The 25,822-nt window shown below is 52.5% G+C and carries 22 protein-coding genes and 1 other RNA gene; 6 read left to right on the top strand and 17 right to left on the bottom strand.

Translation table 11 applies throughout. The features are described from left to right. Window positions 1-147 precede the first annotated feature (147 nt). The 7 genes from gcvP to AC3RPL_RS01340 all read right to left on the bottom strand — a co-directional run bounded on the left by gcvP (window position 148) and on the right by AC3RPL_RS01340 (window position 9,558). Entirely contained in the window at window positions 148-3,021 is a 2,874-nt protein-coding gene (gcvP, locus tag AC3RPL_RS01310; protein WP_490738688.1) for an aminomethyl-transferring glycine dehydrogenase, read from the bottom strand. A 23-nt stretch (window positions 3,022-3,044) separates the two neighbouring features. Next, window positions 3,045-3,431, bottom strand: coding sequence for a glycine cleavage system protein GcvH (gene gcvH / locus AC3RPL_RS01315; RefSeq protein ID WP_490738689.1), 387 nt, complete (start codon window positions 3,429-3,431; stop codon window positions 3,045-3,047). A gap of 71 nt (window positions 3,432-3,502) precedes the next feature. Beyond that, window positions 3,503-4,597 carry a glycine cleavage system aminomethyltransferase GcvT gene (gene gcvT, locus AC3RPL_RS01320; protein ID WP_490738690.1) on the bottom strand — a complete coding sequence of 365 codons (1,095 nt, stop codon included), beginning with the start codon at window positions 4,595-4,597 and terminating at the stop codon, window positions 3,503-3,505. Between the two features lie 632 nt (window positions 4,598-5,229). Further along, window positions 5,230-6,432, bottom strand: a complete 1,203-nt coding sequence (ubiI, locus tag AC3RPL_RS01325; RefSeq protein ID WP_490738691.1) for an FAD-dependent 2-octaprenylphenol hydroxylase — start codon at window positions 6,430-6,432, stop codon at window positions 5,230-5,232. Between the two features lie 13 nt (window positions 6,433-6,445). Beyond that, entirely contained in the window at window positions 6,446-7,624 is a 1,179-nt protein-coding gene (ubiH, locus tag AC3RPL_RS01330) for a 2-octaprenyl-6-methoxyphenyl hydroxylase (protein ID WP_490738692.1), read from the bottom strand. Next, entirely contained in the window at window positions 7,621-8,937 is a 1,317-nt protein-coding gene (pepP, locus tag AC3RPL_RS01335) for a Xaa-Pro aminopeptidase (protein ID WP_490738693.1), read from the bottom strand. Before pepP ends, ubiH begins: the two co-directional genes overlap by 4 nt. A 42-nt stretch (window positions 8,938-8,979) precedes the next feature. After that, window positions 8,980-9,558: a YecA/YgfB family protein gene (locus tag AC3RPL_RS01340; protein ID WP_034938764.1), complete on the bottom strand. Its 579-nt coding sequence runs from the start codon at window positions 9,556-9,558 to the stop codon at window positions 8,980-8,982. Window positions 9,559-9,728: 170 nt separating this feature from the next. Here AC3RPL_RS01340 and zapA point away from each other — a divergent pair, with 170 nt between their 5' ends. The 3 genes from zapA to AC3RPL_RS01355 all read left to right on the top strand — a co-directional run bounded on the left by zapA (window position 9,729) and on the right by AC3RPL_RS01355 (window position 10,980). After that, window positions 9,729-10,058: a cell division protein ZapA gene (zapA, locus tag AC3RPL_RS01345; RefSeq protein WP_261640948.1), complete on the top strand. Its 330-nt coding sequence runs from the start codon at window positions 9,729-9,731 to the stop codon at window positions 10,056-10,058. Between the two features lie 40 nt (window positions 10,059-10,098). Beyond that, a non-coding RNA gene (gene ssrS, locus AC3RPL_RS01350) (6S RNA) lies at window positions 10,099-10,282 on the top strand. A gap of 110 nt (window positions 10,283-10,392) precedes the next feature. Then, the gene (locus AC3RPL_RS01355) at window positions 10,393-10,980 is read left to right on the top strand and encodes a 5-formyltetrahydrofolate cyclo-ligase (RefSeq protein WP_490738694.1); all 588 of its coding nucleotides are present in this window, start codon (window positions 10,393-10,395) and stop codon (window positions 10,978-10,980) included. 54 nt (window positions 10,981-11,034) lie between these two features. Here AC3RPL_RS01355 and serA read toward each other — a convergent pair whose 3' ends face one another. Beyond that, the gene (serA, locus tag AC3RPL_RS01360) at window positions 11,035-12,270 is read right to left on the bottom strand and encodes a phosphoglycerate dehydrogenase (RefSeq protein ID WP_034940073.1); all 1,236 of its coding nucleotides are present in this window, start codon (window positions 12,268-12,270) and stop codon (window positions 11,035-11,037) included. A 275-nt stretch (window positions 12,271-12,545) separates the two neighbouring features. Next, window positions 12,546-13,205: a ribose-5-phosphate isomerase RpiA gene (gene rpiA, locus AC3RPL_RS01365; protein ID WP_034940075.1), complete on the bottom strand. Its 660-nt coding sequence runs from the start codon at window positions 13,203-13,205 to the stop codon at window positions 12,546-12,548. A gap of 194 nt (window positions 13,206-13,399) precedes the next feature. Here rpiA and AC3RPL_RS01370 point away from each other — a divergent pair, with 194 nt between their 5' ends. Continuing rightward, complete coding sequence (locus AC3RPL_RS01370) at window positions 13,400-14,296, top strand: LysR family transcriptional regulator ArgP (RefSeq protein WP_034940077.1); 897 nt, start codon at window positions 13,400-13,402, stop codon at window positions 14,294-14,296. A 27-nt stretch (window positions 14,297-14,323) separates the two neighbouring features. On the opposite strand, the gene AC3RPL_RS01375 is transcribed toward AC3RPL_RS01370, so the two are convergent. The 6 genes from AC3RPL_RS01375 to epd form a co-directional block, all read right to left on the bottom strand. Continuing rightward, window positions 14,324-15,049, bottom strand: a complete 726-nt coding sequence (locus AC3RPL_RS01375; RefSeq protein WP_490738695.1) for an oxidative stress defense protein — start codon at window positions 15,047-15,049, stop codon at window positions 14,324-14,326. 154 nt (window positions 15,050-15,203) lie between these two features. Continuing rightward, window positions 15,204-15,818, bottom strand: coding sequence for an arginine exporter ArgO (argO, locus tag AC3RPL_RS01380; protein WP_490738696.1), 615 nt, complete (start codon window positions 15,816-15,818; stop codon window positions 15,204-15,206). A 175-nt stretch (window positions 15,819-15,993) separates the two neighbouring features. Further along, window positions 15,994-16,866: a small-conductance mechanosensitive channel MscS gene (mscS, locus tag AC3RPL_RS01385; protein ID WP_490738697.1), complete on the bottom strand. Its 873-nt coding sequence runs from the start codon at window positions 16,864-16,866 to the stop codon at window positions 15,994-15,996. Between the two features lie 339 nt (window positions 16,867-17,205). Then, on the bottom strand, window positions 17,206-18,285 hold the full coding sequence (gene fbaA / locus AC3RPL_RS01390; RefSeq protein WP_034940086.1) for a class II fructose-bisphosphate aldolase: 1,080 nt from the start codon (window positions 18,283-18,285) through the stop codon (window positions 17,206-17,208). Between the two features lie 93 nt (window positions 18,286-18,378). After that, window positions 18,379-19,539, bottom strand: a complete 1,161-nt coding sequence (gene pgk, locus AC3RPL_RS01395; protein ID WP_490738698.1) for a phosphoglycerate kinase — start codon at window positions 19,537-19,539, stop codon at window positions 18,379-18,381. A gap of 22 nt (window positions 19,540-19,561) precedes the next feature. Further along, complete coding sequence (epd, locus tag AC3RPL_RS01400) at window positions 19,562-20,608, bottom strand: erythrose-4-phosphate dehydrogenase (RefSeq protein ID WP_490738699.1); 1,047 nt, start codon at window positions 20,606-20,608, stop codon at window positions 19,562-19,564. 469 nt (window positions 20,609-21,077) lie between these two features. On the opposite strand from epd, the gene AC3RPL_RS01405 reads away from it, so the two are divergent. Continuing rightward, window positions 21,078-21,806 (top strand): bactofilin family protein, encoded by a 729-nt coding sequence (locus tag AC3RPL_RS01405; protein WP_490738700.1) that lies wholly within the window; start codon window positions 21,078-21,080, stop codon window positions 21,804-21,806. Window positions 21,807-21,844: 38 nt separating this feature from the next. Here AC3RPL_RS01405 and tkt read toward each other — a convergent pair whose 3' ends face one another. Then, window positions 21,845-23,836 carry a transketolase gene (gene tkt, locus AC3RPL_RS01410; RefSeq protein WP_490738701.1) on the bottom strand — a complete coding sequence of 664 codons (1,992 nt, stop codon included), beginning with the start codon at window positions 23,834-23,836 and terminating at the stop codon, window positions 21,845-21,847. A 269-nt stretch (window positions 23,837-24,105) separates the two neighbouring features. Here tkt and loiP point away from each other — a divergent pair, with 269 nt between their 5' ends. Next, the gene (loiP, locus tag AC3RPL_RS01415; protein ID WP_490738702.1) at window positions 24,106-24,855 is read left to right on the top strand and encodes a metalloprotease LoiP; all 750 of its coding nucleotides are present in this window, start codon (window positions 24,106-24,108) and stop codon (window positions 24,853-24,855) included. 6 nt (window positions 24,856-24,861) lie between these two features. Here the strand turns inward: loiP and speB are convergent, their stop codons facing one another. Beyond that, window positions 24,862-25,797 carry an agmatinase gene (speB, locus tag AC3RPL_RS01420; protein ID WP_490738703.1) on the bottom strand — a complete coding sequence of 312 codons (936 nt, stop codon included), beginning with the start codon at window positions 25,795-25,797 and terminating at the stop codon, window positions 24,862-24,864. Between the last annotated feature and the right edge of the window lie 25 nt (window positions 25,798-25,822).

Genomic DNA, 25,822 nt, shown 5'->3' on the forward strand with positions numbered 1-25,822 from the left:
AGCAAAAGCCCCATCCAGCGGGGCTTTTTTTATCGATATGCTCACGGTGTGGACACCGTAAGAACTAAATCCTTTTAGTTCAGTTAGTTAAATATCATTATCAGACACGCCATGTGCCCCTCTTATGTGCAGTCAACATCCGCCGGACTATTCGTATTCGCTCATCGGGACGCAGGAACAGAACAGATTACGGTCACCGTAAACATCATCAAGACGTTTCACCGCGGGCCAGTATTTATTTTCGCTGCCTGCCGGGAAGACCGCCAGCTCCCGGCTGTAGGGATGCGACCAGTCGCTGACGATTTCCATTTGCGTGTGGGGAGCATTGACCAGTGGGTTATCGTCCGCTGGCCATTCGCCTGCCGCTACCCGATCGATTTCCATCCGGATAGCCAGCATCGCATCGATAAAGCGATCCAGCTCGATTTTGCTCTCTGATTCAGTCGGCTCAACCATCAGCGTACCCGCCACCGGGAAGGACATGGTTGGCGCGTGGAAACCATAATCTATCAGCCGCTTGGCAATATCCATTTCGCTGATGCCGGTCTGCTCTTTCAGCGGGCGAATGTCCAGAATGCACTCATGCGCCACGCGACCATCACGACCGGTGTAAAGAATGGGATAAGCAGACTGTAAACGCGTGGCGATATAGTTGGCATTCAGGATCGCCACCGAGCTGGCCTGTTTCAGACCTTCCGCCCCCATCATGCGGATGTACATCCAGCTGATGGGTAAAATGGAAGCACTGCCAAAAGGTGCGGCGGAAACCGCGCCCTGTTGCGTCAGCACCCCATCAATCTGCACCACGCTGTGCCCCGGCACAAAGGGCGCCAGGTGCGCTTTCACGCCGATTGGCCCCATACCGGGACCGCCGCCGCCATGCGGGATACAGAAGGTTTTATGCAGGTTAAGGTGGGATACATCCGCGCCGATGTAACCCGGCGTGGTAATTCCCACCTGGGCATTCATATTTGCGCCATCCAGATAAACCTGACCGCCAAACTGATGAACAATCTGGCAAACCTCGCGGATGGTTTCTTCATACACGCCGTGGGTGGACGGGTAGGTCACCATAATGCAGGAGAGCGCTTCACCACTCTGCTCCGCCTTGATGCGCAGGTCATGCAGGTCGATATTTCCCTGTCGGTCACAGGCGACCACCACCACTGACATCCCTGCCATCTGGGCGGATGCCGGATTGGTGCCATGCGCAGAGCTGGGGATCAGGCAGATATGACGTCCGCCTTCATTGCGGCTTTCATGATAGCGGCGGATTGCCAGCAGGCCAGCGTATTCACCCTGTGCGCCTGAGTTTGGCTGCATGCAGAGCGCATCATAGCCGGTCAGCTGGACCAGCCACTGCGACAGCTGACCAATCATTTGCAGATAGCCACCGGCCTGTTCTGCCGGACAGAATGGATGCAGTTCTGAAAACTCCGGCCAGGTGATGGGGATCATTTCCGCAGCGGCATTGAGTTTCATGGTGCAGGATCCCAGCGGGATCATCGCCTGGTTGAGTGCCAGATCTTTGCGCTCCAGGCTGTGCATGTAGCGCATCATTTCCGTTTCGCTGTGATGACGATTGAACACCGGGTGCGTCAGAATGGCATCGTGTCGTAGCAGGTTTGCCGGGATCGACTGGCTGTCGGCGGCAACCGCAGCATCAAGTTGTTCAATATCCAGCCCGTGGTTTTCTCCCAACAGAACTGAGAACAGCGCAGCCACATCTTCACGCAGGGTGGTTTCATCCAGCGTGATGCCAACAGCCTGATGAATATCGGTGCGCAGATTGATACCGAAACTCAGTGCGCGGTCCAGTACGGCGGCTTTGTCGCTTACCTCGACGGTCAGGGTATCAAACCAACTCTGATGACGCAGCGTCAGACCGGCTTTCAGCAGGCCGGCAGCCAGAATATCGGTCAGACGATGAATACGTGACGCAATACGCTTCAGCCCCTGCGGACCGTGGAATACGGCATACAGGCTGGCAATGTTGGCCAGCAGCACCTGAGAGGTACAGATATTTGAATTCGCTTTCTCGCGGCGAATATGTTGCTCACGCGTCTGCATTGCCATCCGCAGGGCGGTGTTGCCTGCCGCATCGCGGGAAACACCAATAATACGCCCGGGCATTGAGCGTTTATGCTCGTCGCGTGCAGCGAAGAATGCCGCGTGTGGCCCGCCGTATCCCATTGGGACGCCAAAACGCTGAGCGGAGCCGAAAACAATATCCGCGCCCTGTCTGGCTGGAGCCTGCAACAGCACCAGCGACATCAAATCGGCCGCGACCGCCACAACCACTTTTCGTGCTTTCAGTTCGGCAATCAGGCTGGTGTAATTCTGTACTTCTCCGGTGGTGCCGACCTGCTGCAACAGCACGCCAAACACCTCCTGGTGATCGAGGACTTTTTCTGCCTTGTCCACCAGCAGCTCAAAACCAAAAGTTTCAGCACGGGTGCGCACCACGTCAAGCGTCTGAGGGTGAACGTCATCCGCGACAAAAAAACGTCCGGCATTTTTCAGCTTACTGACGCGCTTCGCCATCGCCATCGCTTCTGCCGCTGCGGTCGCTTCATCCAGCAGTGACGCTGACGCGATGTCCAGCCCGGTGAGATCCAACGTCAGTTGTTGAAAATTGAGCAGAGCTTCCAGACGTCCCTGCGACACTTCAGGCTGATAAGGGGTATAGGCCGTGTACCAGCCCGGATTTTCCAGCATATTGCGCAAAATAACCGGTGGTGTCAGTACCGGCGTATACCCCATGCCGATGTAGGATTTGTAGCGCTGGTTCTGACTGGCTATCGCCTTCAACTCTGCCAGCGCCTGATGTTCAGTCAGGGCGTCACCAATCGCCGGTGGGCCTGGCAGTTGAATATCCGCCGGCACAATCGAGGCGATTAGCCCGGAAAGAGAATGGGCACCGATAGCATTTAACATCGCCTCCTGCTGCTGCGAAGAGGGGCCGATATGGCGCTCAGTAAACGCACCGGTGTGTTCTAACTGGCTGAGAGTCTGGGTCATTGCTAACAAATCCTGATTACGGGTTATTCGTCAATGCTGGCTTTATAGGCATCCGCATCCAGCAGTGAATCCAGTTCGGATTCATCGCTGGCTTTAATACGGAACAGCCAGCCGTCTTCATAAGGCGCGCTGTTGACCCGTTCCGGTTCTCCGTCCAGCACGTCGTTTACCGCCACCACTTCACCGCTAATCGGGGCGTAAATATCTGACGCAGCTTTCACTGATTCTGCCACTGCGCAGTCATCGCCCTGGCTCCAACTGCTGCCCACGTCAGGCAGGTCGACGAACACCATGTCGCCCAACAGTTCCTGTGCGTGTTCCGTGATCCCCACGGTGTAGGTCCCGTCTGCTTCTTTACGCACCCATTCGTGGCTGTCACGATATTTCAATTCACCTGGCACATTGCTCATCGCCCACTCTCCTGAACGTTATTATTTAAAGGCATACGCTCTGACAGCGCATGGCCTGGCTTGCAAGTCTGTTATACGACCGGTTTACCGGCACGCACGAAAATTGGTTTGGTTACGCGAACGGGCATTTCACGGTTGCGGATCTGTACAATGGCGGTTTCGCCAATACCCGCCGGAACGCGAGCCAGCGCAATGCTGTACCCCAGGGTTGGCGAGAAAGAGCCACTGGTAATGACGCCTTGCTGAAGATTGCCCTGCGCATCGGTGAAGCGCACCGGCAGTTCATTCCGCAGTACGCCTTTTTCAGTCATCATCAGACCGACCAGTTGTTCAGTGCCTTTTTCACGCTGCGCGGTAAGCGCTTCACGGCCGATAAAGTCACGCTCCTGTGGCTGCCATGCCACCGTCCAGCCCATATTGGCAGCCAGCGGAGAAACCCCTTCATCCATCTCCTGACCGTACAGATTCATCCCGGCTTCAAGGCGCAACGTGTCGCGCGCTCCGAGCCCGGCAGGTTTCACGCCTGCCGCCACCAGCTTTTGCCAGAATTCAGCCGCCTGCTGGTTTGGCAGGGCAATTTCATAACCCGCTTCACCGGTATATCCCGTGGTAGCAATAAACAGGTCGCCGGTCTCTACACCAAAGAAAGGTTTCATTCCGGCCACGGCCTGACATTGTGTCTCGTCAAACAGGCTTTGTGCTTTAGCCTGGGCATTCGGCCCCTGCACGGCAATCAGCGACAGATCGTCCCGCTCGTGAATCTGAACGCCATAAGGTTCAGCATGTTCACTAATCCACGCCAGATCCTTCTCACGGGTAGCTGAGTTGACCACCAGGCGAAAAAATTCTTCGTTGATAAAGTAAACAATCAGATCGTCAATGACGCCAGCGGAAGCATTGAGCATGGCGGTGTAGAGGGCCTTACCCGGTTGGGTCAGTTTGGCAACATCGTTGGCAAGAAGGTAACGCAGAAAGTCGCGGGTACGCGGCCCATGCAAATCGACGATGGTCATGTGCGAGACGTCAAACATCCCGGCATCAGTGCGTACCGCGTGGTGTTCATCGATCTGTGAGCCATAGTGCAGTGGCATCATCCAGCCATGAAAGTCCACCATACGTGCGCCTGCAACCTGGTGTTGTTCAAACAAGGGAGTCTGCTGAGTCATATCGATTCCTGTTCTGATTATTGACGCCTGCACGGCTGGCGCGGCGCAAACGTTACCCTGGGACTGAAGTTACCATCGAATACGGTGATTAACCATAAGTTAAACAGGGTCGAATCATTATGGTGCAACAGAAGGGAAAGATAATTAATCGGAGTTTTTAACTTAAAATATAAATAATCACATTTTTAAATTCTGATTTAGTAGTCTTATTGCAGTTTAAAAGTAGTGAAAAGGTATCTGACAGCTAAAATGACAGCGCGATAAAATCATCTTTGCATGAGGAAATATAATGCGAACAGGGTGGTGAAATTAGAATTTTTCAAATGATGTACCAAAACAGGGCATCACGTTATTCAGGCCTTCAACAGGCAGATGCTGATGATGTTGTCAGATAAGAATAACGGCGAGATGAGGGGGAGATTATACCGTCTGGATAATGCGGTTATTGCCTCCTGGCAGGCAAACCGGCGGGCAGCAGAGGAAGGTAGTTAACGTTGACGGTAAGATGGTGATTGCCGGTCAGGCCATTAGCCCATGTCATCGCTGGAGAAAAGGAATGAACGGAACAGTGAAATATTTTCCGTTCATTTCCGCTGGTTGCAGGATGGGCATAAATGCTGGAGCAATGAAGATTAATGCAGCCATTCCGGCAGGTCGTTAAGCCCCATCGCCTGCTTCAGCAAACGAGGTTTCACCCCCGGAAGTTTGTCGGCCAGGCTGAGTCCAACGTCACGAAGCAGTTTCTTTGCCGGATGGTTGCCATCAAACAGCTCGCGGAAGCCCTGCATTCCAGCCAGCATCATCGCCGCGCTGTATTTGCGGCGACGCTCATACCGACGCAGATAAAGGTGCTGACCAATGTCTTTGCCCTGCTGATGCAGACGTTTCAGTTCACCAACCAGTTCTGCTGCATCCATAAAACCAAGATTCACTCCCTGCCCTGCCAGTGGGTGAATGGTATGTGCGGCATCACCCACCAGCGCCAGACGATGAGTGGCGAAACTGCGGGCAAAGCGTGCCATCAGGGGAAAGGTTTCCCGCTCACTTTCCAGCGTACACAAACCGAGACGCAGATCGGAAAGCACCGACAGTTGCTGGTTGAATACCTCTGCCGGCATTGACTGAAGCCGCGCGGCTTCCTGAGGCGGCAGTGACCAGACGATGGAACAGAGATGCGGGTCGCTGAGCGGCAGAAAAGCCAGAATGCCTTCACCGTGGAAAACCTGACGTGCAACCGCACCATGTGGCTGTCGGGTGCGTATGTTTGCCACCAGCGCATGGTGTTCATAGTCATGAAATGTCAGCGGAATATCCGCCTTGTTGCGCAGCCATGAGTTTGCACCGTCAGCGGCCACCAGAAGCCTGGCTCCAATCATGGTGCCGTCATTCAACGTCACAAAGGCTTCGTTATCGCCAAAAGCCACCTGTTGCAGTTGTGCGCCCGGGATCAGAGTGATATCACGCTGCTCACTGGCTTTCGTCCATAATGCCTGCTGAATGACCGTATTTTCGATAATGTGTCCAAGGTGAGGCAGGCCCTGCTGTTGATCATCAAATGTAATGTCACCAAAGCTGTCCCGATCCCAGACCTCCATAGCGTGATACGCGCTGGCCCGGCAGGCGACAATCTGATTCCAGACGTCCATATGCTGTAAAAAACGCTCACTCGCCGCATTGATCGCTGACACCCGTAATGTCGGTGCATCACTGGCCGTCAGCACCGGGGGAGTTTCACGCTCCAGAACGGCCACTTTCATGCCGCTGCCCTGCAAACCGCAGGCAACGGCCAGACCGACCATACCACCACCCGCCACGATCACATCATACGTTTGCATCTCTGCTCTCTCCTTAACGCTTTACCCAGCCTAACGTACGCCTGGCAAGCAAATTACGCACCAGCGGCAGGGAATCCATCGCCATCAGGCCCAGATTGCGCCCCGCAACCAACGGCGTGTAGTTATTGGCAAACAGTCTGGCCAGGCTGTCTGTAATGCCAATGGTTGTTGCCGCATCTGTCCGACGCCGCTGCTGATACTGCTGAAGGGTGGCATAGCTGCCAGTATCCTGCCCGTGACGAAATGCACCGGCCACCGTTTCTGCCAGCGACATGACATCGCGCAGACCCAGATTAAATCCCTGTCCGGCGATAGGATGCAGCGTTTGTGCCGCATTACCTACCAGCGCCAGACGATGAGAAACATGCTGTGTCGCTCTCTGAAGCTGTAACGGGTAGCTGTGGCGCTGTCCCACCTGGGTGATGTGCCCAAGTCGCCAGCCAAAGGCTTGTTGTAATTCATCACGAAATTGTTGCTCACTCCAGCCATCAACCTGCGCCTGAGATGAGAGCGAATGGCACCAGACCAGAGAACTTCGCCCACCTGACATCGGTAACAGCGCCAGAGGGCCATACCGGGTGAAACGCTCATAAGCCCGCCCACGGTGAGGCTGTGCCGTGGAAACATTGGCGATTACCGCGATCTGCTGATAATCCTCAGCCTGCCACTGAATCCCACAGGAGGCAGCCACCGGAGAGCGCGAGCCATCTGCGGCGACCAGCAGCTGCGCATTAATCACATCCCCATTGTCCAGGGTGACGCTGACCTGCTGCTGACTGCGCACCACGGCTGTTACTTTCGCCGGACAGCACAAGCGAACACCCGGTGCTTTTTTCAGCATCGCAAACAGATGCTGCCCAACATCATGTAACTCCACCACCTGCCCCAATGCAGCAATGCCATAGTCCTGCGCCGCGATGGAAACAAAGCTGGCATGACCACGATCACTGACATGCACATCAGTGATTGGCGTCGCGCACCTTTTTAGGACCGGCCAGAGATTAATCGCCGCCAGTTGCTGACAGGTCCCGTCGGCCAGCGCTATTGCCCGTCCATCGAAGCCTGGATGCGTTCGGCTTGCCGGAGCGGTTGCCTCCACCAGCGTGACTGTCACTTTACCCTGGGTAAGACGAGAAATGGCCAGCGCCAACGTGGCACCGGCCATTCCTCCGCCTGCAATCACTATGCTCATGATGCCTTTGCTGCCGCCATCAGTGCTTCAATCTCATCCGCATCTTTGACCACGCTGTCAGTCAGGTTCTCATTGCCCTCAGCAGTGATGACAATGTCATCCTCCACGCGAACACCAATTCCACGATACTCCACAGGAACATCCGCATCCGGCGCAATATAAAGACCCGGCTCAACCGTAATCACCATGCCCGATTCGAGAATTCTGTCGCGGTCATTGCCGTAAAATCCGACGTCATGCACATCCAGCCCAAGCCAGTGACTGAGCCCATGCATATAAAATTCGCGGTGCGCCTGTTCGGCAATTAACGTTTCCACGTCACCTTTCATCACGCCAAGTTCCACCAGCCCGGTGACCATGATGCGCACCACCTGCTCGTTCACTTCACGGATGCTGGTTCCCGGACGAAACAGTTCCAGTGCTTTATTCAAAGATGACAGCACAATGTCGTAGATCGCCCGCTGTGGCGCAGAAAACTGACCATTTACCGGGAAGGTTCGGGTGATATCCCCGGCATAGCCCTGAAGCTCACACCCGGCATCAATCAGCACCAGGTCGCCGTCGCGCAGCTGACACTCATTCTCGGTGTAGTGGAGAATACAGGCGTTTTCACCCGATCCCACAATGGTATTGTAAGAAGGAAATCTGGCCCCATGACGATTGAATTCATGATGAATTTCCCCTTCAAGTTGGTACTCATACATTCCTGGTCTGCACTGCTGCATCGCACGGGTATGAGCCAGGGCGCTGATACGTCCGGCTTCACGCAAAATCCTCAGCTCTTCCGGCGATTTAAACAGACGCATTTCATGAACCCATGGTCGCCAGTCGGTCAGCGTGGCGGGAGCGATAAGATTTTGCCGGGATCCTCGCCGCAATTTTTCCAGGGCTGCGAACAGCAAATCATCGGCCTGCGTGTAAAGACCCTGCGCGTGATAAACCACGTCAAGGCCGTTCAGCAACTGAGGCAGCTGCTCGCTGATATCGTCAAAGGGCAGCGCCCGGTCGACGGAAAGTTTCTCCGGTGCGGCGTCCTGCCCAAGCCGGCGGCCAAACCAAATCTCTGCATTCAAATCACGCACCCGATTAAACAACACGCTGTGATTGTGATTTTCACTGCTTTTGATCAGCACCAGTACCGCTTCGGGTTCGTTAAAACCGGTGAAGTACCAGAAGTCACTGTTCTGACGATAGGGATATTCACTGTCGTTGCTGCGGGTCACTTCTGGGGCGGCAAAAATAATCGCGGCGCTGGCCGGGACCATTTTTGCCAACAGCGCCTGGCGACGTTGTACGAACTCTTGCTGTGTCATCAACTTCTCCTGAATGCAGTCCATATAATGGCTAAGACCAGCTTAATGCAGAGTATTTTTTTTCACTTCCGGCTTCGGCGCGCTGGTGCGGCTGAAGGTTTCATGGCACAACAGAGCCGCTACCCGAACATATTCAATCACCTCTTCCAGTGACTGTTCCAGTTCATCCTGGTCTTCATCTTCATCATAACCCAGCTGGGCGATGGTACGCAGATCGTCAATCGCCTCTCCGGTTTCACCTTTCACCTGAGCCAGCTTAGGCTGTGATACGCCCAGCCCCAGCAGAAAATGGTTTACCCAGCCAGCGAGGGCGTCCGCACGGTCAAACACGGTAATATCTTCATCTTCAGGCAGATAAAGCTGAAACATAAAACCATCATCTTCCAGCGTATCACTCACCGTCTGATGCAAATGTTGTAGCGGCTGCATCAGTGACTGCGAGAAGGCCATGCCTTCATTAGTCAAATCATGAACCAGCGTTTGCCAGCTGCTGTCGCTGTTGCCGCCGCAGATGAGTCCGCTAATCAGACCGTGCATTTCAGCAGGCGTCATTGCCACACCCTGCTGCGTAAGTGCTGAAGCCAGCGCATCGTAGCCTGGCATTGTGTTTGTTAGTGACATACGTTTTGGTCGTCGTTGGCTGATGAAGTTCATGTTATGCTACCACCAGGTGCCTCAAGGATTCCAGAAAGGGGTTGTTTCTTCCCAGCGTGGTAGTTATAGTCCTCACCCTCCCAACCTGTTGAGTGGCAAGGGAGATTGACGGCGAAATAATCAGTCAGGATGGTTTCATGTCTGCTCAACCCGTAGATATTCAAATTTTTGGCCGTTCTTTAAGAGTGAATTGCCCGCCTGAACAGCAAGATGCGCTGAACATGGCTGCCGAAGACCTCAATCAGCGGTTGCAAGATTTAAAAGTTCGCACTAGAGTCACAAATACCGAGCAGCTGGTGTTCATTGCTGCATTAAATATTTGTCATGAGCTGGCGCAGGAAAAAAGTAAAACCCGCGATTACGCCAGCAACATGGAACAACGTATCCGGATGCTGCAACAGACCATTGAACAGGCATTGCTTGAGCAGGGTCGCATTACAGAACGTACCGGTACCCAATTCGAATAACACGTCAGCGTTTACTGTGTTACAGTGGCGGTGATACAAAATTTCTCTGAGATGTTTGCAAGCGGGCCAGTCCCCTGAGCCGATATTTCATACCAACAGAGTGTGGCGCTCTGTGACCTGTGTGCATGCCCGGCCTGTCCGGGAAGCCTGATGGTTGCGACGACATACTCACCTTGAACCAAGGGTTCAAGGGTTACAGCCTGCGGCGGCATCTCGGAGATTCCCTTCCTGGTTACAATGGCTCATACCTGACCAGTTCTGCTCAACGGTGAGCAGATATAACTTCATCCAACGGCAGTAAATCCTTAAAACATCCTCTGATACGGTAACGCTGATGACTCTCGTTTTATCCGATCGCCAGAATATCCGTAATCACATTCGCCAGTTGCGGCGTGGGTTAAGCTCAGTTCAGCAACAGCAGGCCGCAGAGCAGGTCGCTGAGAGAGCGACAGATTTCGCTGCCGTTCGCCAGGCGAGGAAAATCGCGCTGTTTCTCTCTTTTGATGGCGAGCTTAATACTTACCCCCTGATTGAGCGATTATGGCAACGCCAGCAGGAAGTTTACCTGCCTGTTCTTCATCCTTTCTCCGCCGGTCAGTTGCTGTTTATTCGTTACCAATCCACCACACCTCTGATACGTAACCGTCTGAATATTCCTGAGCCAGTGCTGGACATTCGTAACCTGGTCACACTGAATGAGCTGGATGTGGTGATGGTGCCTTTGGTGGCATTTGATACCCATGGACAGCGCCTGGGCATGGGCGGCGGCTTTTATGACCGGACCCTACAGAACTGGCAACAGCATGGCTTTCTGCCTGTCGGGCTGGCCCATGATTGTCAGCAGGTGGAGCAGCTACCGGTAGCAGAGTGGGATGTGCCTTTACCGGTGATGATTACCCCCTCAAAAATCTGGCACTGGTAAAAGAGCATAAAAAAGGGCGAACCTGCGTCGCCCTTTTACACTCTGAAGCCAGACTCAGTAAAGCAGTCGGGCGCGAATCGTTCCGGGAATAGATTTCATCAGCTGAAGTGCCGTATTCGCCACATCCTGCGGCGCATCAATATCAATGACCACATAGCCCATCGATGGGGTGGTTTGCAGATACTGTGCGGAGATGTTAATGCCCTGTCCGGCAAAAATATTGTTGATGGCAGTCAGCACGCCAGGGCGGTTCTCATGAATATGCAGCAGACGACTCTGGTCGCCGTGCATAGGTAATGAAACTTCCGGGAAGTTAACCGCTGACAGCGTTGAGCCGTTATCGGAATATTTTGCCAACTTACCGGCAACTTCAATACCTATATTTTCCTGAGCTTCCTGGGTGGACCCACCAATGTGCGGCGTCAGGATCACGTTATCAAATTCACACAGCGGTGAATTGAACGGGTCGCTGTTAGTCGCAGGCTCTTCAGGGAAAACGTCGATAGCCGCGCCGGCCAGGTGTTTATCAGCCAGCACTTTGCACAAGGCAGGAATATCGACCACCGTACCGCGCGAAGCGTTGATCAACAGTGAACCCGGCTTCATCATCGCCAGCTCCTGCGCTCCCATCATGTTCTGCGTCGAGAGGGTTTCCGGCACATGCAGGCTGACCACATCACTCATGTTTAACAGATCGGACAGATGCGTTACCTGAGTCGCATTGCCTAACGGCAATTTGTTCTCAATGTCATAAAAGTAAACATGCATCCCCAGGCTTTCCGCCAGCACACCAAGTTGCATACCAATATGACCATAGCCGATGATGCCCAGCTTTTTACCACGCGCCTCAAACGACCCTACCGCCAGTTTGTTCCACACGCCACGATGGGCTTTGGCATTGGCTGCCGGTACACCGCGCAGCATCAATAACAGCTCACCGATAACCAGTTCTGCTACCGATCGGGTATTGGAGAAAGGTGCGTTAAAAACCGGGATCCCGCGTTTCTCTGCCGCAGCAAGATCTACCTGGTTGGTGCCGATACAGAAACACCCCACCGCAACCAGCTTTTCTGCCGCCGCGAAAATCTCTTCGCTCAGATGAGTGCGCGAGCGGATACCGATAAAATGCGCGTCACGGATCGACTCTTTTAATGTTTCGCTATCCAGTGCGCCTTTATGAAATTCGATGTTGGTATAGCCAGATGCCCGCAGATTATCTACTGCGCTCTGGTGCACGCCCTCCACCAACAGGAATTTAATCTTGTCTTTCTCCAGTGATACTTTTGCCATTTCCCGATCCTATTTAGCAGACTTCAGATGTGGCTGATATAGTTAAGCCTTATGTCAAAATATCAAAATTTACGCCGCAGCAATACAAACGATTGCCTGCCAGACATCAGGTGAGAGCTTTGGGCCTGCAAAAATCGACAGATAATCAGGACGTGGCAAACATCCTTAGCAGGAACACCCTCCCGGACGTTATTTTGTGACATAAGTCACCAAATCTCAGCCACAAAAGAAAAGATGTTTTTTTGCAGAAATTAAGCGCTGTCAGGCCAGCAAGATCATTTTACAATGGTTTTCACGCCCGATGCTGTGCCAACCAGCGCAACATCTGCCCCACGAGCAGCGAACAGACCGACGGTCACCACGCCAGCAAGTGCGTTAATCGATTTTTCCAGCGCAACAGCATCCAGAATCTGCAAATTGTGTACATCAAGAATAATATTGCCGTTGTCGGTTACCACATGCTGACGATACTCTGGCAGCCCTCCCAGTTTCACCAGTTCTCGCGCAATATAGCTGCGGGCCATAGGAATAACTTCCACCGGCAGCGGAAATTTACCCAGAACGTCCACCTGTTTGGATTGATCAACAATACAGACAAATTTATCAGCCACCGCCGCGATGATTTTTTCACGGGTCAGCGCTGCGCCGCCGCCTTTGATCATCTGCATCTGACCATTAATTTCATCTGCGCCATCAACATAGACCGACAGTGCATCTACTTCGTTGAAATCAAAAACCTGAATCCCCAGGCTTTTCAGCTTAAGGGTTGACGCCTCTGAGCTGGAAACGGCCCCCTCAATCTGATGTCGCATGGTGGCAAGCGCATCAATAAAATGCGAGGCGGTTGACCCTGTTCCCACCCCAACCACGGTGCCGGGTTTAACATAGTCCAGCGCCGCCCAGCCAACGGCTTTTTTCAGTTCATCCTGCGTCATGATATTTTTACAATCCGTGCGGCTTTAGAGAGGCGACAGTATAAAGCAACCCCACCCCTGTCATGCAGCATTTGTTGACGCTTTGCGGTCGGGCCCACAAAGCGTTGCTCTGATAAGTTCATGTTGTACAGCCCAAAGTGAGTAATCTGTGGCATAGTGCTGGTTCCACACCTGAAAGAGAGTTGAAGCAACTAATGAAACGCCCGGATTATCGAACGCTTCAGGCGCTGGATGCAGTGATCCGTGAACGTGGTTTTGAACGTGCCGCACAAAAGCTGTGTATCACCCAGTCAGCCGTTTCTCAGCGTATCAAGCAGCTTGAAAATATGTTTGGCCAGCCGCTGCTGGTACGCACCGTTCCACCTCGTCCGACGGAACAGGGACAAAAGTTGCTGGCTTTACTGCATCAGGTTGAGCTACTGGAAGAAGAGTGGCTGGGGGATGAAAATGGCGGCACCACGCCCCTGCTGCTGTCACTGGCGGTCAACGCCGACAGTCTTGCTACCTGGTTACTGCCTGCGCTGAAAACGGTACTGACCGACTCACCGGTGCGACTTAACCTCCAGGTTGAGGATGAAAGTCGTACCCAGGAGAGACTGCGTCGCGGAGAAGTGGTAGGTGCTGTCAGTATCCAGCCGCAACCGTTACCCAGTTGCCTGGTCGATCAGCTTGGCGCGCTGGACTATCTGTTTGTCGGCTCGAAAGAGTTTGCCGCACGTTATTTCCCAAACGGCGTGACCCGTTCAGCGCTGCTGAAAGCACCGGCAGTTGCTTTCGACCATCTTGATGATATGCATCAGGCTTTTTTACAGCAGAATTTCGATCTGTCTCCTGGCAGCGTACCCTGCCATATCGTCAATTCCTCCGAAGCATTCGTGCAGCTGGCACGTCAGGGTACAACCTGCTGTATGATCCCACACCTGCAAATTGAACGTGAGCTGGCCGAAGGTGAACTGATAGATCTGACGCCGGGACTGTTACAACGCAGGATGCTCTACTGGCATCGTTTTGCTCCGGAAAGCCGTCTGATGCGTAAGGTGACCGATGCTTTGATCGCCCACGGACATCGCGTACTGCGCCAGGCACCCTGAGGTGCCTGCCCGTGAAACACTGCGGTTTTACTGATTACGTTGCAACTCGAAAACAACATCTACCTGATCGTCGAAATGAATACTCTGCTGCTCATAGGTTTGTGCAGCAGACGTCATTGGCGCGGCATCTGCTGTTTTAAACATGCGGGTCAGCGGCACAGGCTGGTAGTTGGCAACCCGGTAGCGAATACTCCACACCGGGCCAAGCTTTGCATTAAAGCCTTTTGCCAGCACCCCGGCCTGATGAATAGCGTTATCGATTGCGCCCTGACGGGCCTGATCCCGATAGCGGTCCGGTTCAGCCACGCCCAGCTCAACAGAACGGATTTCATTCAGACCTGATTGCAGCGCACCATCCAGCAATTCATTCAGCTTATCAAGCTGACGCAATGTTACCTGAACCTGACGCACAGCACGGTAGCCTTTTAACTGCGCTTTACCATCTTTAAGATAGTCATACTCTGGCTGAGTGCGCAGATTGGCGGCATTAATATCTTTTTTCTCGATGCCATTCTTAGCCAGAAAATCGAAATATTGTGCCACACGGGCATCAGCCTGTTTCTTTGCCGTCGCCGCTTCGGCGGAAGAAACACTGACTTCTATTGCCAGAGTAGCGATATCCGGGGTGGCATCCACGCTGGCCTGGCCAGAAGTAACGACATGTGGGCCATTTGGCAGCTCATCTGCCAGTGCGGCGACGGGTACGTTTGCTAATCCAATAACGGCGGCCAGGGCCAGATTAGTGAGCTTCACTCGGTTCCTCCATGGGAGCTTGATTGAATTAAGGACAAAAGCTGGTATCGCCCGAAGGCCTTTCACCAGCAGATTGTTCCACTTTAAAACAATAATTTGGCATATTGAGTGCCTGTGAGTCTGCCAGGCTATGACCGCTATTTTCACACCGAGTTCACTGACATAAATCCAGCGCCAGCCTGACGGCGATCCACCACATCACCGCTCCGACCAGAAAATTTATCAGTCGCTGGACAGGGGCTCTGTTCAGCAAAGGTGACAGCCAGCCTGCCAGTAGCGCCAGACTAAAAAACCACAGCAGCGACGCACTGACTGAACCAAATGCAAACCAACCGCGTGTCGTAACCGGCAGTTGTCCCCCAATGCTGCCCAGTACGACAAAAGTATCAATATATACATGTGGATTAAGCCAGGTGACCGCTATCACCGTAGCGATAATACGCCCACGCCCCGCCAGCTCTTGCTGCCCGGAGGTAACCATCACCCCACTATTGAACGCGCGACGCATCGCCCCCCAGCCATACCATAACAGGAAGCCAACGCCTGCTAAGGTGACGAATGTCAGCAGCAGAGGAGACTGCATCAGCACGGCACTTCCACCAAAAATCCCGGCGCAGATTAATATCACATCACTCAGGGTGCACAGGCCTGCCGTCATCAGATGATAATGCCGACGCATTCCCTGGTTCATGACGAACATATTCTGCGGCCCCAGCGGCAGGATCAATGCAGCGCCAAACATCATTCCTTCCAGATAAACAGACAGCATCAAAACTTCTCCACTCTCAACAATTGCGCTGAGTGTAATGAAGCAAAATTATTAGCAGAAACAAAAATAACTTATTATTAATTAGTTTTTCTTATAACTAAAGCAACAAAAAAAGGCGGCATTGCAGCCACCTTTGAGTTATTAATTAATCATGCATGAAGTTCATGCCAACGTCTTATTCCTGAACGGCTTCTGGCGACCTGGCAGATTTGTCATGGTGCAAATGTACATCCATCTGCGGATAGGGAATGCCAATGTTATTTGCGTCCAGCGCACGCTTGAAATTCTTCATCAGATCCCAGTATACATTCTGCAAATCACCTGCATTACTCCAGCAGCGTACGACAAAATTGACCGAAGAAGCCGCCAGCTCGTTCAGACCAACCTGCACGCCCATCTCTTTCAGCACGCGTGGTTCAGCATCAACCACGCCCTGCAACAGGCTGATGACCTGATCAACATCCGCGTCATAGGCCACACCAATGATAAATTCGTTGCGGCGTACCGGCTCACGGGAATAATTCACGATATTTCCGGCAATAATTTTACCGTTGGGCACCACCACAATCTTGCCATCGGCTGATTTCAGCGTGGTGGAAAAAATCTGTACGTTGAGCACCGTCCCCATGATGCCGATATCAATAAAGTCACCGGTGCGAAAAGGTCGGAAAGTCACCAGCAACACGCCTGCGGCGAGGTTGGACAACGACCCCTGCAAAGCCAGCCCGACGGCCAGACCCGCAGCACCCAGCACCGCAATCACCGAAGCAGTCTGCACCCCAATCCTGCCAAGCGCAGCGATAAGGGTAAACGCTATCAATCCATAGCGCACAAGTGCGGAGAGAAAGTCGGCGACGGTGGCATCAATATGCCGGGCAATCAGCAGTTTATTCAGGGCATTCGAAATAATACGCGCCACGATCATCCCAAAAATGATGATGGCTATGGCCGCCACGATATTGACGGCATAGCTGAGTAGTAGCGCCTGATTGCGAACCAGCCAGCCCCCCGCGTTGTTAATGCTGTCGACTACATTAAGATCTTCCATTTACCTTTCCTGTTATTGACGAGGATTTGTAACCCGTGATTCATTGCCAGCCAGGCTGACATCCCAGTCCCTAATCGTAACCAAAAATGGCGCATCCTGCCAAATTTCCAGTAAAATTAATAATTTGTTACCGTGCATGACTGATAATTATCACCAGATGAGACAGCATTAGTTTTCATAGCAGACAGCACGCTGATTGAAAGTAATGTCTGACGATTCTGCAGAAGATGGAGAATTAAGCTGTTTTTCAGACAAAAAAACACCCTGTGAGCAGGAACTCACAGGGTGTCAATGACGCGGCTATCAGGCCGTCAGACCAGGCCTGAAACGCAAAGAAGATTACAGAACGTCTACCGCATTCAGTTCTTTAAATGCCTGCTCCAGACGGGTGATCATTGAGGTCTGAGCAGAACGCAACCATACACGCGGGTCGTAATACTTTTTGTTTGGCTTGTCCGCGCCTTCCGGGTTGCCCAACTGAGCTTGCAGATAGCCTTCGTTCTTTTTGTAATATTGCAGGATGCCGTCCCAGGTCGCCCATTGGGTATCGGTATCGATGTTCATCTTGATCACGCCATAGCTGATAGATTCTTCAATTTCCGCAGCAGAAGAGCCGGAGCCGCCGTGGAATACGAAGTCCAGCGAGTTGTGTGGCAGGTTGTGTTTCTTGCTCACATACTCCTGAGAGTCGCGCAGAATGGTGGGAGTCAGCTTAACGTTGCCTGGTTTGTAAACACCATGCACGTTACCAAAAGAGGCTGCAATGGTGAAACGTGGGCTGATCGCATTCAGTTTTTCATAGGCGTAGTCAACGTCTTCCGGCTGAGTATACAGCGCTGAAGCATCCATGTGGCTGTTATCAACGCCATCTTCTTCACCACCGGTGCAACCCAGTTCGATTTCCAGCGTCATATTGATTTTTGCCATACGGGCCAGATACTTGCTGCTGATCTCGATATTCTCTTCCAGAGACTCTTCTGACAGGTCAATCATGTGGGAAGAGAACAGCGGCTTGCCGGTTTTGGCGAAGTGCGCTTCACCTGCTTCCAACAGACCATCAATCCACGGCAGCAGTTTCTTCGCGCAGTGGTCGGTATGCAAGATAACCGGTACGCCGTAATGCTCAGCCATCTGATGAACGTGGTGCGCACCAGAAATTGCACCAAGGATTGCAGCAGCCTGAGGTTTGTCAGATTTAATTCCTTTACCGGCAATAAATGCTGCACCACCGTTAGAAAACTGGATGATGACCGGCGCTTTCACTTTCGCAGCAGTTTCCAGGACAGCGTTGATAGAATCGGTTCCCACGCAGTTCACTGCCGGCAATGCAAATTTATTCTCTTTCGCAACTTTGAAGATTTTTTGCACGTCATCACCGGTGACAACGCCTGGTTTTACGAAATCAAAAATTTTAGACATGTTTTTTGTCCTGTTTCGTCGGTCGTAGTAATGGATTTGGTGCCTGAAAATCAGGCAAATTTTCTATGGCGGAAGTCACCCTCCGCCTCAAAATTATTGTTTTGCACGCTCTTCGAGCATCGCGACTGCTGGCAGTTTCTTACCTTCAACAAACTCCAGGAAAGCACCACCGCCGGTAGAGATGTAAGAGATCTTATCTTCAATACCAAACAGATCGATCGCTGCAAGCGTATCACCGCCACCGGCGATAGAGAATGCGTCACTGTCTGCAATGGCTTTTGCGACAATCTCAGTGCCTTTACGGAAGTTAGGGAATTCAAACACTCCAACGGGGCCGTTCCACAGGATAGTTTTGGCTTCTTTCAGCAATTTAGCCATTGCCAGAGCGGTTTCATCGCCAAAGTCCATGATCTCTTCGTTATCACTGACTTCGGAGACTTTTTTCACCGTGGAGGGCGCAGTTTCAGAGAATTCTGTGCCTACGCGGGAGTCAGTTGGCACTGGAATTTTGAATTCATCGCGCAGTTTTTTCGCAGCTTCAACGAAATCTGGCTCATACAGCGATTTGCCGACATTGTTATCGATAGCAACGAAAGTGTTAGCAATACCGCCGCCGACAATCACTGTGTCAGCGATTTTCACCAGCGAATTCAGTACGTCAAATTTAGTGGAAACCTTGGAACCACCCACCACGGCTACCATCGGACGAGCAGGTGTTTTCAGTGCTTTACCCAGCGCGTCCAGTTCATCGGCCAGCAGGGGGCCCGCGCAGGCGATCGGCGCAAATTTACCCACGCCGTGGGTGGAAGCCTGCGCACGGTGAGCCGTACCAAATGCATCCATCACATAGATATCGCAGAGAGCCGCATATTTTTTCGCGAGGGTTTCGTCGTCTTTCTTTTCGCCTTTGTTGAAGCGAACGTTTTCCAGAACCACCAGCTCACCGGCTGCAACCTCAACGCCTTCCAGATAATCCTTCGCCAGACGCACAGGCGCGGACAATTTATCTTTCAGATAATTAACGACGGGCAGAAGGGAGAACTCTTCGTTATATTCACCTTCAGTCGGACGTCCCAGATGGGAGGTAACCATTACTTTTGCACCCTGTTTCAGGGCGGCTTCGATGGTCGGCAGCGAAGCACGGATACGCGCATCTGACGTAACCTTCCCTTCTTTCACCGGTACGTTTAAATCGGAGCGAATCAGTACACGTTTCCCGGCAAGATCCAGTTCGGTCATCTTAATTACAGACATGGTGAGTCCTCTCGTTGATTCTCTAAATTTTAAAGGCGCAACCCGCGCCCTGGCTGAAGCCGCTTGCGGCCATCGCTAACGTGGTGTCAAGCATCCGGTTAGCAAAGCCCCATTCATTGTCGCACCAGACCAGTGTTTTGATCAGATGCTGACCGCTGACCCGCGTTTGCGTGCCGTCCACAATGGCACTGTGCGGATCGTGGTTAAAATCTATGGAGACTAACGGTAATTCCGTGTAGTCAACTATACCACTAAATGCTCCCTCTGCGGCATTAAGCAGCAACGCGTTGACCTCTGCGGCATTTACCGCTGCTCTCACACTCACGCTCAGGTCAATTGCCGTCACGTTTATCGTCGGGACACGCACGGCAATGGCTTCAAAACAGTCGCTGAATTTCGGAAAAATACGCGAAATGCCAGCGGCAAGACGGGTATCAACCGGAATGATTGACTGACTGGCCGCTCGGGTTCGCCGCAAATCGGTATGGTAGGCATCAATGACCTGCTGATCGTGCATGGCAGAGTGAATGGTGGTGACCGTGCCTGACTCAATACCGAAAGCGTCATCCAGTAGTTTGATAACAGGAATTATGCAGTTAGTCGTGCAGGAGGCATTGGAAACGATTCTGTCGTCAGGCCTGAGGGCCTGTTGATTCACGCCGTAAACCACTGTGGCATCAAGATCGTGACCACCCGGATGTGAAAACAGGACTTTTTTTGCCCCGGCAGCAAGATGTGCCTCGCCGTCGGCGCGGCTGCCGTACACGCCGGTGCAGTCCAGCACCACATCCACATTCAGCTCATGCCACGGAAGGCTGCTAATCTCTGCCCGGTGCAGCAGGCGAATGCAATCCTCACCCACCCACAGAGAATCACTTTGCTGGCGAACAGGCCAGGCGAAACGGCCATGACTGGTGTCGTATTTCAGTAAATGCGCCATACCGGCAGCTTCAGCCAACTCATTAATGGCTACGACAGTGATTTCGTCATGGCGTCCTGTTTCATAAAGCGCACGCAGCACATTACGTCCAATACGACCAAAACCATTTATGGCAATGCGAACCGTCATATCACCCCTGCATCAGAATTCGGTACAAAACTGGAGCGTTAGCCTGAGGCAGACGTTTACGCTTGTACAGAGAATTCTTACGCACTCATCAAGACTTTTAAGCTAACTTTCAGCAATGATAACAATAACTGAAACGGTTCAGCTACAATAGAGATTATCAGGAATAATTGGAATGGATACCTGTCGCAATAAGCTAAAAATCTGACCAGGATCACATTTAGTAATCTCACAGTTTAAAATCTTAACCACGATCCTGGGCTGCGGAGTAAAGTAAATGACGCTAAATGTAACCAGTGTGTCGCCGGATGTTAGTATTAACGAGGCTGGTTACCGCACACTGGCCACGTCACAATCGTGGCGACTCAGTAATCGCTCCAGGGAAGGAGTGCCGGGTTAAGAAATATCCGATCGCCATTGCGGTGATTGCTGCCCTCCTCTCTCCTTCCTCTGGTATTAACCGCACCGGAATATGAATTACAACCTGCTTTGGTTTGTCTGGCTAATCTGGCTCCTGGTACTGATTACATTCAGCCTGGGCTGGGAAACCTCACTGGAACTGATCCGCCAGTTCAAAGGCTTGTTGTTCGGGCTGGCTTCGACCATTGTTGCCGGAGCAACATTCAGGAATTTATTGTTTAATAAGGAAATAACGATGTTTAAACGCAAAGACAACATAATCATCCCACCGCAATCCTCCCTTCCTCCCTCATCAGCAGCTGACGCAATGCCTGAGAGTGAAATCATGGAGCATGAGGAAACGGTTTCTGCCGTCACCGTACACAATAAATCAGATACCACCACTATCCCGGAAACCTGTCTGATTGTGGGGGAAATCAATGCAATCGGTGACATCCATATTAATGGTACGGTCAATGGTGTTATCAATTCTGAAAAAACCGTCTTTGTGCAGAAAAATGGTCGGGTGGATGGAGAGGTCTATGCAAATCGCATCGAAATCAGCGGCGAGCTGAAAGGAGTTTGTCGCAGCCATGAGCTGGCAGTGAATGCGAACGGGCATCTGGACGGCACTATCGAGTGCGAGTCGCTTTCGGTAAACCAGAACGGACGCTTCTATGGTCATTCCAAACCCTATCAGCAGGAGCCAAAGGAAGAGGAAAAAGCATCGGTACAGAAAATTACGGAACCCATGTTTCCGCTAAGTCAGGATTTTCACCTGCGGGAACAGACTGTGGGGTAAAAGAGGAAAGGTTCGCCCGCAAGGGCGAACCTCAGATATCAGAGCAGGCCTTTGGCCATGGCGACCACATTATCCACGGTGAAACCAAACACTTTAAACAGCTCACCTGCCGGTGCGGACTCACCAAAGGTGGTCATACCGATGATTGCACCATTCAGACCGGTGTATTTGTACCAGTAATCGGCAATCCCAGCTTCAATTGCCACCCTTGCGCTGACCGCTTTCGGCAGGACAGATTCGCGGTAAGCCGCATCCTGCTTATCAAAAGCATCAGTCGATGGCATGGAAACCACCCGAACCTTACGACCTTCCGCGCTCAGCTTTTCATATGCGCCAACGGCAAGTTCAACTTCCGAACCTGTCGCAATCAGGATCACCTCTGGCTGACCTTCGCACTCTTTCAGCACGTAACCGCCTCGCGCCACATTCGCCAGTTGCTGTGCGTCGCGTGGCTGCTGTGCCAGATTCTGACGGGAGAAGATCAGGGCTGTAGGCCCGTCCTGACGCTCAATGGCATATTTCCACGCCACCGCAGACTCCACCTGATCACAAGGACGCCACAGGCTCATACCCGGCGTCACGCGCAGACTGGCCATTTGCTCGACCGGCTGATGGGTGGGACCATCTTCACCCAGGCCAATAGAATCATGGGTGTAGACCATCACCTGACGAATCTTCATCAGTGCCGCCATGCGCACCGCATTACGGGCGTATTCCACGAACATCAGGAAGGTAGCGGTATAGGGCAGGAAACCACCGTGCAGCGTAATGCCATTGGCGATAGCCGTCATGCCAAATTCACGCACGCCATAGTGGATGTAATTACCCGCAGCATCTTCGTTGATGGCTTTTGAACCGGACCACAAGGTCAGGTTGCTGGGTGCCAGATCGGCAGAACCGCCGAGATATTCAGGCAGCAGCTTGCCGAAAGCTTCCAGAGCGTTCTGAGATGCTTTGCGGCTGGCGATGCTTGAAGGATTAGCCTGCAACTGCTCGATAAATTTCTGTGATTCTGACTGCCAGTTCTCCGGCAGCGCGCCACTCATGCGGCGTTTATACTCTGCGGCCAGCTCCGGGAAAGCCCGGGCGTAAGCAGCAAATTTCTCGTTCCAGGCAGCTTCTTTCGCCTGACCGGCTTCTTTTGCATCCCATTGGGCATAAATGTCCTGCGGGATTTCAAAGGGCGCGTGGCTCCAGCCCAGCTGTTTACGAGTCAGTGCGATTTCATCATCACCCAGCGGCGCGCCGTGTGAATCGTGAGTTCCTGCTTTATTTGGCGAACCGAAACCAATCACGGTTTTGCACATCAGCAGCGAAGGTTTACCACTGACCGACTGCGCTTGTTCAATTGCCTGTTTGATTGAATCAGCATCATGACCATCCACGCCACGGACCACATGCCAGCCGTACGATTCGAAGCGCTGTGCCGTATCGTCGCTGAACCAGCCCTCGACGTGACCGTCAATTGAGATGCCATTATCGTCGTAGAAAGCAACCAGTTTACCGAGTTTCAGCGTTCCGGCCAGCGAGCAGACTTCGTGGGAAATCCCTTCCATCATGCAGCCATCACCCATAAACACGTAAGTGTGATGATCGACAATATCGTGGCCCGGACGGTTAAACTGCGCTGCCAGGGTGCGTTCGGCAATTGCCATCCCTACAGCGTTAGCAATCCCCTGCCCCAACGGGCCAGTGGTGGTTTCCACGCCAGCGGTATAACCATATTCAGGGTGACCTGGAGTTTTGGAATGCAGCTGACGGAAATTAGCCATCTCAGACATCGGCAGATCATAACCGCTAAGATGCAACAGGCTGTAAATCAGCATCGATCCATGGCCGTTAGACAGCACAAAGCGGTCACGATCGGACCATTGCGGGTTGGCCGGATTGTGGTTGAGGAAATCGCGCCACAACACTTCAGCGATATCCGCCATTCCCATTGGCGCACCCGGGTGGCCTGATTTCGCTTTCTGTACCGCATCCATACTTAACGCGCGAATGGCATTGGCAAGCTCTTTACGAGAAGACATTTTCTACTCCAGGTCGGGTTAAACGCCTCTACACCTTAGCCTTTTTAATCAATACGTTAGGTGGAGAGGTTGTAAAGTCGACCCTCAATGTACATGAAAAACAGGGGCCATGTACATGGAGAAAAGTGCAAAAAAACAGGCGTCTGGTTGCATTTTTCAGACCTCAGAGCTATGCATTCATTGTTAACAGATTAACATGTTGTTGTTTTCTCTCTGCCTTTTAAGGCAGGTATTTGTTTTTATTACCTTGTTATCTAATGGATGGATAGATGAAACTGATTAAATCATTAACCGCACTGACCGTAGCGACGGTTCTTTCTGGCTGCCAGAATATTAACAGCACCGCGCTGATGCAATCCGGCAGTCAGGCATTTCAGGCCGCTTCGCTGAACGATGAGCAGGTTAAAGAGCTGAGCGTAAAGTCCTGTGAGCAAATGGACAGCAAAGCACAGCCAGCACCTGCCAACAGCGTATACAGTCAGCGCCTGGCTAAGATTGCCGCCGCGCTGGGTGACAACATTAATGGTACACCGGCTAACTATAAGGTTTACCTGACCAAAGAGGTGAACGCCTGGGCGATGGCCAATGGCTGTATTCGTGTTTACAGCGGGCTGATGGACCTGATGAACGATAACGAAGTGGAAGGCGTGCTGGGTCATGAAATGGGGCATGTGGCGCTGGGCCATACCCGGCGGGCAATGCAGGTGGCATACGGTACAACGGCGTTGCGCTCCGCTGCATCCTCGCTCGGCGGCGTGACGGCGACCCTCTCACAGTCACAGCTGGGAGAACTGGGCGAAAAACTGGTTAACGCACAGTTCTCTCAGAAGCAGGAAGTGCAGGCGGATGACTACTCGTTTGATTTGCTGAAAAAACGCGGTATCAGTCCACTCGGTCTGGAAACCAGCTTCGAAAAGCTGGCTAAGATGGAAAACGGCACTAACAGCATGTTCGATTCCCATCCTTCTTCACAGTCCCGGGCACAACATATCAAGGACCGGATCGCAGCAGGCAAATAAGCCTGTTCAGCCCTGCTGGCCTGCGCCTTTGTTCACTGCCTGAACGTACAACATATCCAGTGCCAGCGTGGCTGCCGCCAGTGAGGTCAAATCGGACTGATCGTAACCAGGCGCCACTTCAACCAGATCCATGCCAACAATGTTCAGCCCCTGCAAACCCCGCAGCAGTTTGGTGGCTTTGTCGGTGGTTAAGCCACCAATCACCGGCGTGCCCGTGCCTGGCGCATGTGCCGGATCAAGACAGTCGATATCAAATGTCAGGTATACCGGCAGAGAACCTACGGTTTTTTTCACTTCAGCGATAAGGTCATCAACGCTACGATCGTTCACCTGCGCGGCATCGATGACGTTGAATCCCAGCGAGGGATCAAACTCAGTACGGATACCAATCTGCACCGAATGTTCAGGAGAGATCAGCCCTTCCTTCGGCGCGGTCCAGAACATGGTGCCGTGATCAAACGTTGGACCGTTTGAGTAGGTGTCGGTATGCGCATCAAAATGAACCAGCGCCATTTTGCCAAAATGTTTTGCATGGGCACGTAACAGCGGCAGCGTCACGTAGTGATCGCCACCAAAAGTCAGCATCCGCTTACCCTTTTCCAGCAGCTGTTCTGCATGTGCCTGTAATTTGTCACTCAGGTCCTGCGAATCGCCAAAGGCATAGACCAGATCGCCACAATCGATCACCTTCAGATGTTGGCGCAGGTCAAATTTCCACGGCCAGCGGCAGCCTTCCCACGCCAGGTTAGTGGAAATCTGTCGAATAGCGCCGGGGCCAAGACGGCTGCCCGGACGGCCCGATGTGGCCGCATCGAAAGGAACGCCGGTGATCACCCATTCAGCATCACTGTCATAAGGCTGAAAATTAACCGGAAAACGCATAAAACCAAAAGCGTTCGAAACCAAAGAGTTATCGTACTGGTTGCCCAGGGTGTTATTCATAGCAGCGCCTCTTTTGCTGTCAGCC

It is taken from the genome of Erwinia papayae (assembly GCF_058241465.1).

Coding starts and splice junctions, on each gene's coding strand:
- gcvP (WP_490738688.1), bottom strand. CDS start 3,021: ATGACCCAGACTCTCAGCCAGTTAGAACACACCGGTGCGTTTACTGAG.
- gcvH (WP_490738689.1), bottom strand. CDS start 3,431: ATGAGCAATGTGCCAGGTGAATTGAAATATCGTGACAGCCACGAATGG.
- gcvT (WP_490738690.1), bottom strand. CDS start 4,597: ATGACTCAGCAGACTCCCTTGTTTGAACAACACCAGGTTGCAGGCGCA.
- ubiI (WP_490738691.1), bottom strand. CDS start 6,432: ATGCAAACGTATGATGTGATCGTGGCGGGTGGTGGTATGGTCGGTCTG.
- ubiH (WP_490738692.1), bottom strand. CDS start 7,624: ATGAGCATAGTGATTGCAGGCGGAGGAATGGCCGGTGCCACGTTGGCG.
- pepP (WP_490738693.1), bottom strand. CDS start 8,937: ATGACACAGCAAGAGTTCGTACAACGTCGCCAGGCGCTGTTGGCAAAA.
- AC3RPL_RS01340 (WP_034938764.1), bottom strand. CDS start 9,558: ATGTCACTAACAAACACAATGCCAGGCTACGATGCGCTGGCTTCAGCA.
- zapA (WP_261640948.1), top strand. CDS start 9,729: ATGTCTGCTCAACCCGTAGATATTCAAATTTTTGGCCGTTCTTTAAGA.
- AC3RPL_RS01355 (WP_490738694.1), top strand. CDS start 10,393: ATGACTCTCGTTTTATCCGATCGCCAGAATATCCGTAATCACATTCGC.
- serA (WP_034940073.1), bottom strand. CDS start 12,270: ATGGCAAAAGTATCACTGGAGAAAGACAAGATTAAATTCCTGTTGGTG.
- rpiA (WP_034940075.1), bottom strand. CDS start 13,205: ATGACGCAGGATGAACTGAAAAAAGCCGTTGGCTGGGCGGCGCTGGAC.
- AC3RPL_RS01370 (WP_034940077.1), top strand. CDS start 13,400: ATGAAACGCCCGGATTATCGAACGCTTCAGGCGCTGGATGCAGTGATC.
- argO (WP_490738696.1), bottom strand. CDS start 15,818: ATGCTGTCTGTTTATCTGGAAGGAATGATGTTTGGCGCTGCATTGATC.
- mscS (WP_490738697.1), bottom strand. CDS start 16,866: ATGGAAGATCTTAATGTAGTCGACAGCATTAACAACGCGGGGGGCTGG.
- fbaA (WP_034940086.1), bottom strand. CDS start 18,285: ATGTCTAAAATTTTTGATTTCGTAAAACCAGGCGTTGTCACCGGTGAT.
- pgk (WP_490738698.1), bottom strand. CDS start 19,539: ATGTCTGTAATTAAGATGACCGAACTGGATCTTGCCGGGAAACGTGTA.
- epd (WP_490738699.1), bottom strand. CDS start 20,608: ATGACGGTTCGCATTGCCATAAATGGTTTTGGTCGTATTGGACGTAAT.
- AC3RPL_RS01405 (WP_490738700.1), top strand. CDS start 21,078: ATGAATTACAACCTGCTTTGGTTTGTCTGGCTAATCTGGCTCCTGGTA.
- tkt (WP_490738701.1), bottom strand. CDS start 23,836: ATGTCTTCTCGTAAAGAGCTTGCCAATGCCATTCGCGCGTTAAGTATG.
- loiP (WP_490738702.1), top strand. CDS start 24,106: ATGAAACTGATTAAATCATTAACCGCACTGACCGTAGCGACGGTTCTT.
- speB (WP_490738703.1), bottom strand. CDS start 25,797: ATGAATAACACCCTGGGCAACCAGTACGATAACTCTTTGGTTTCGAAC.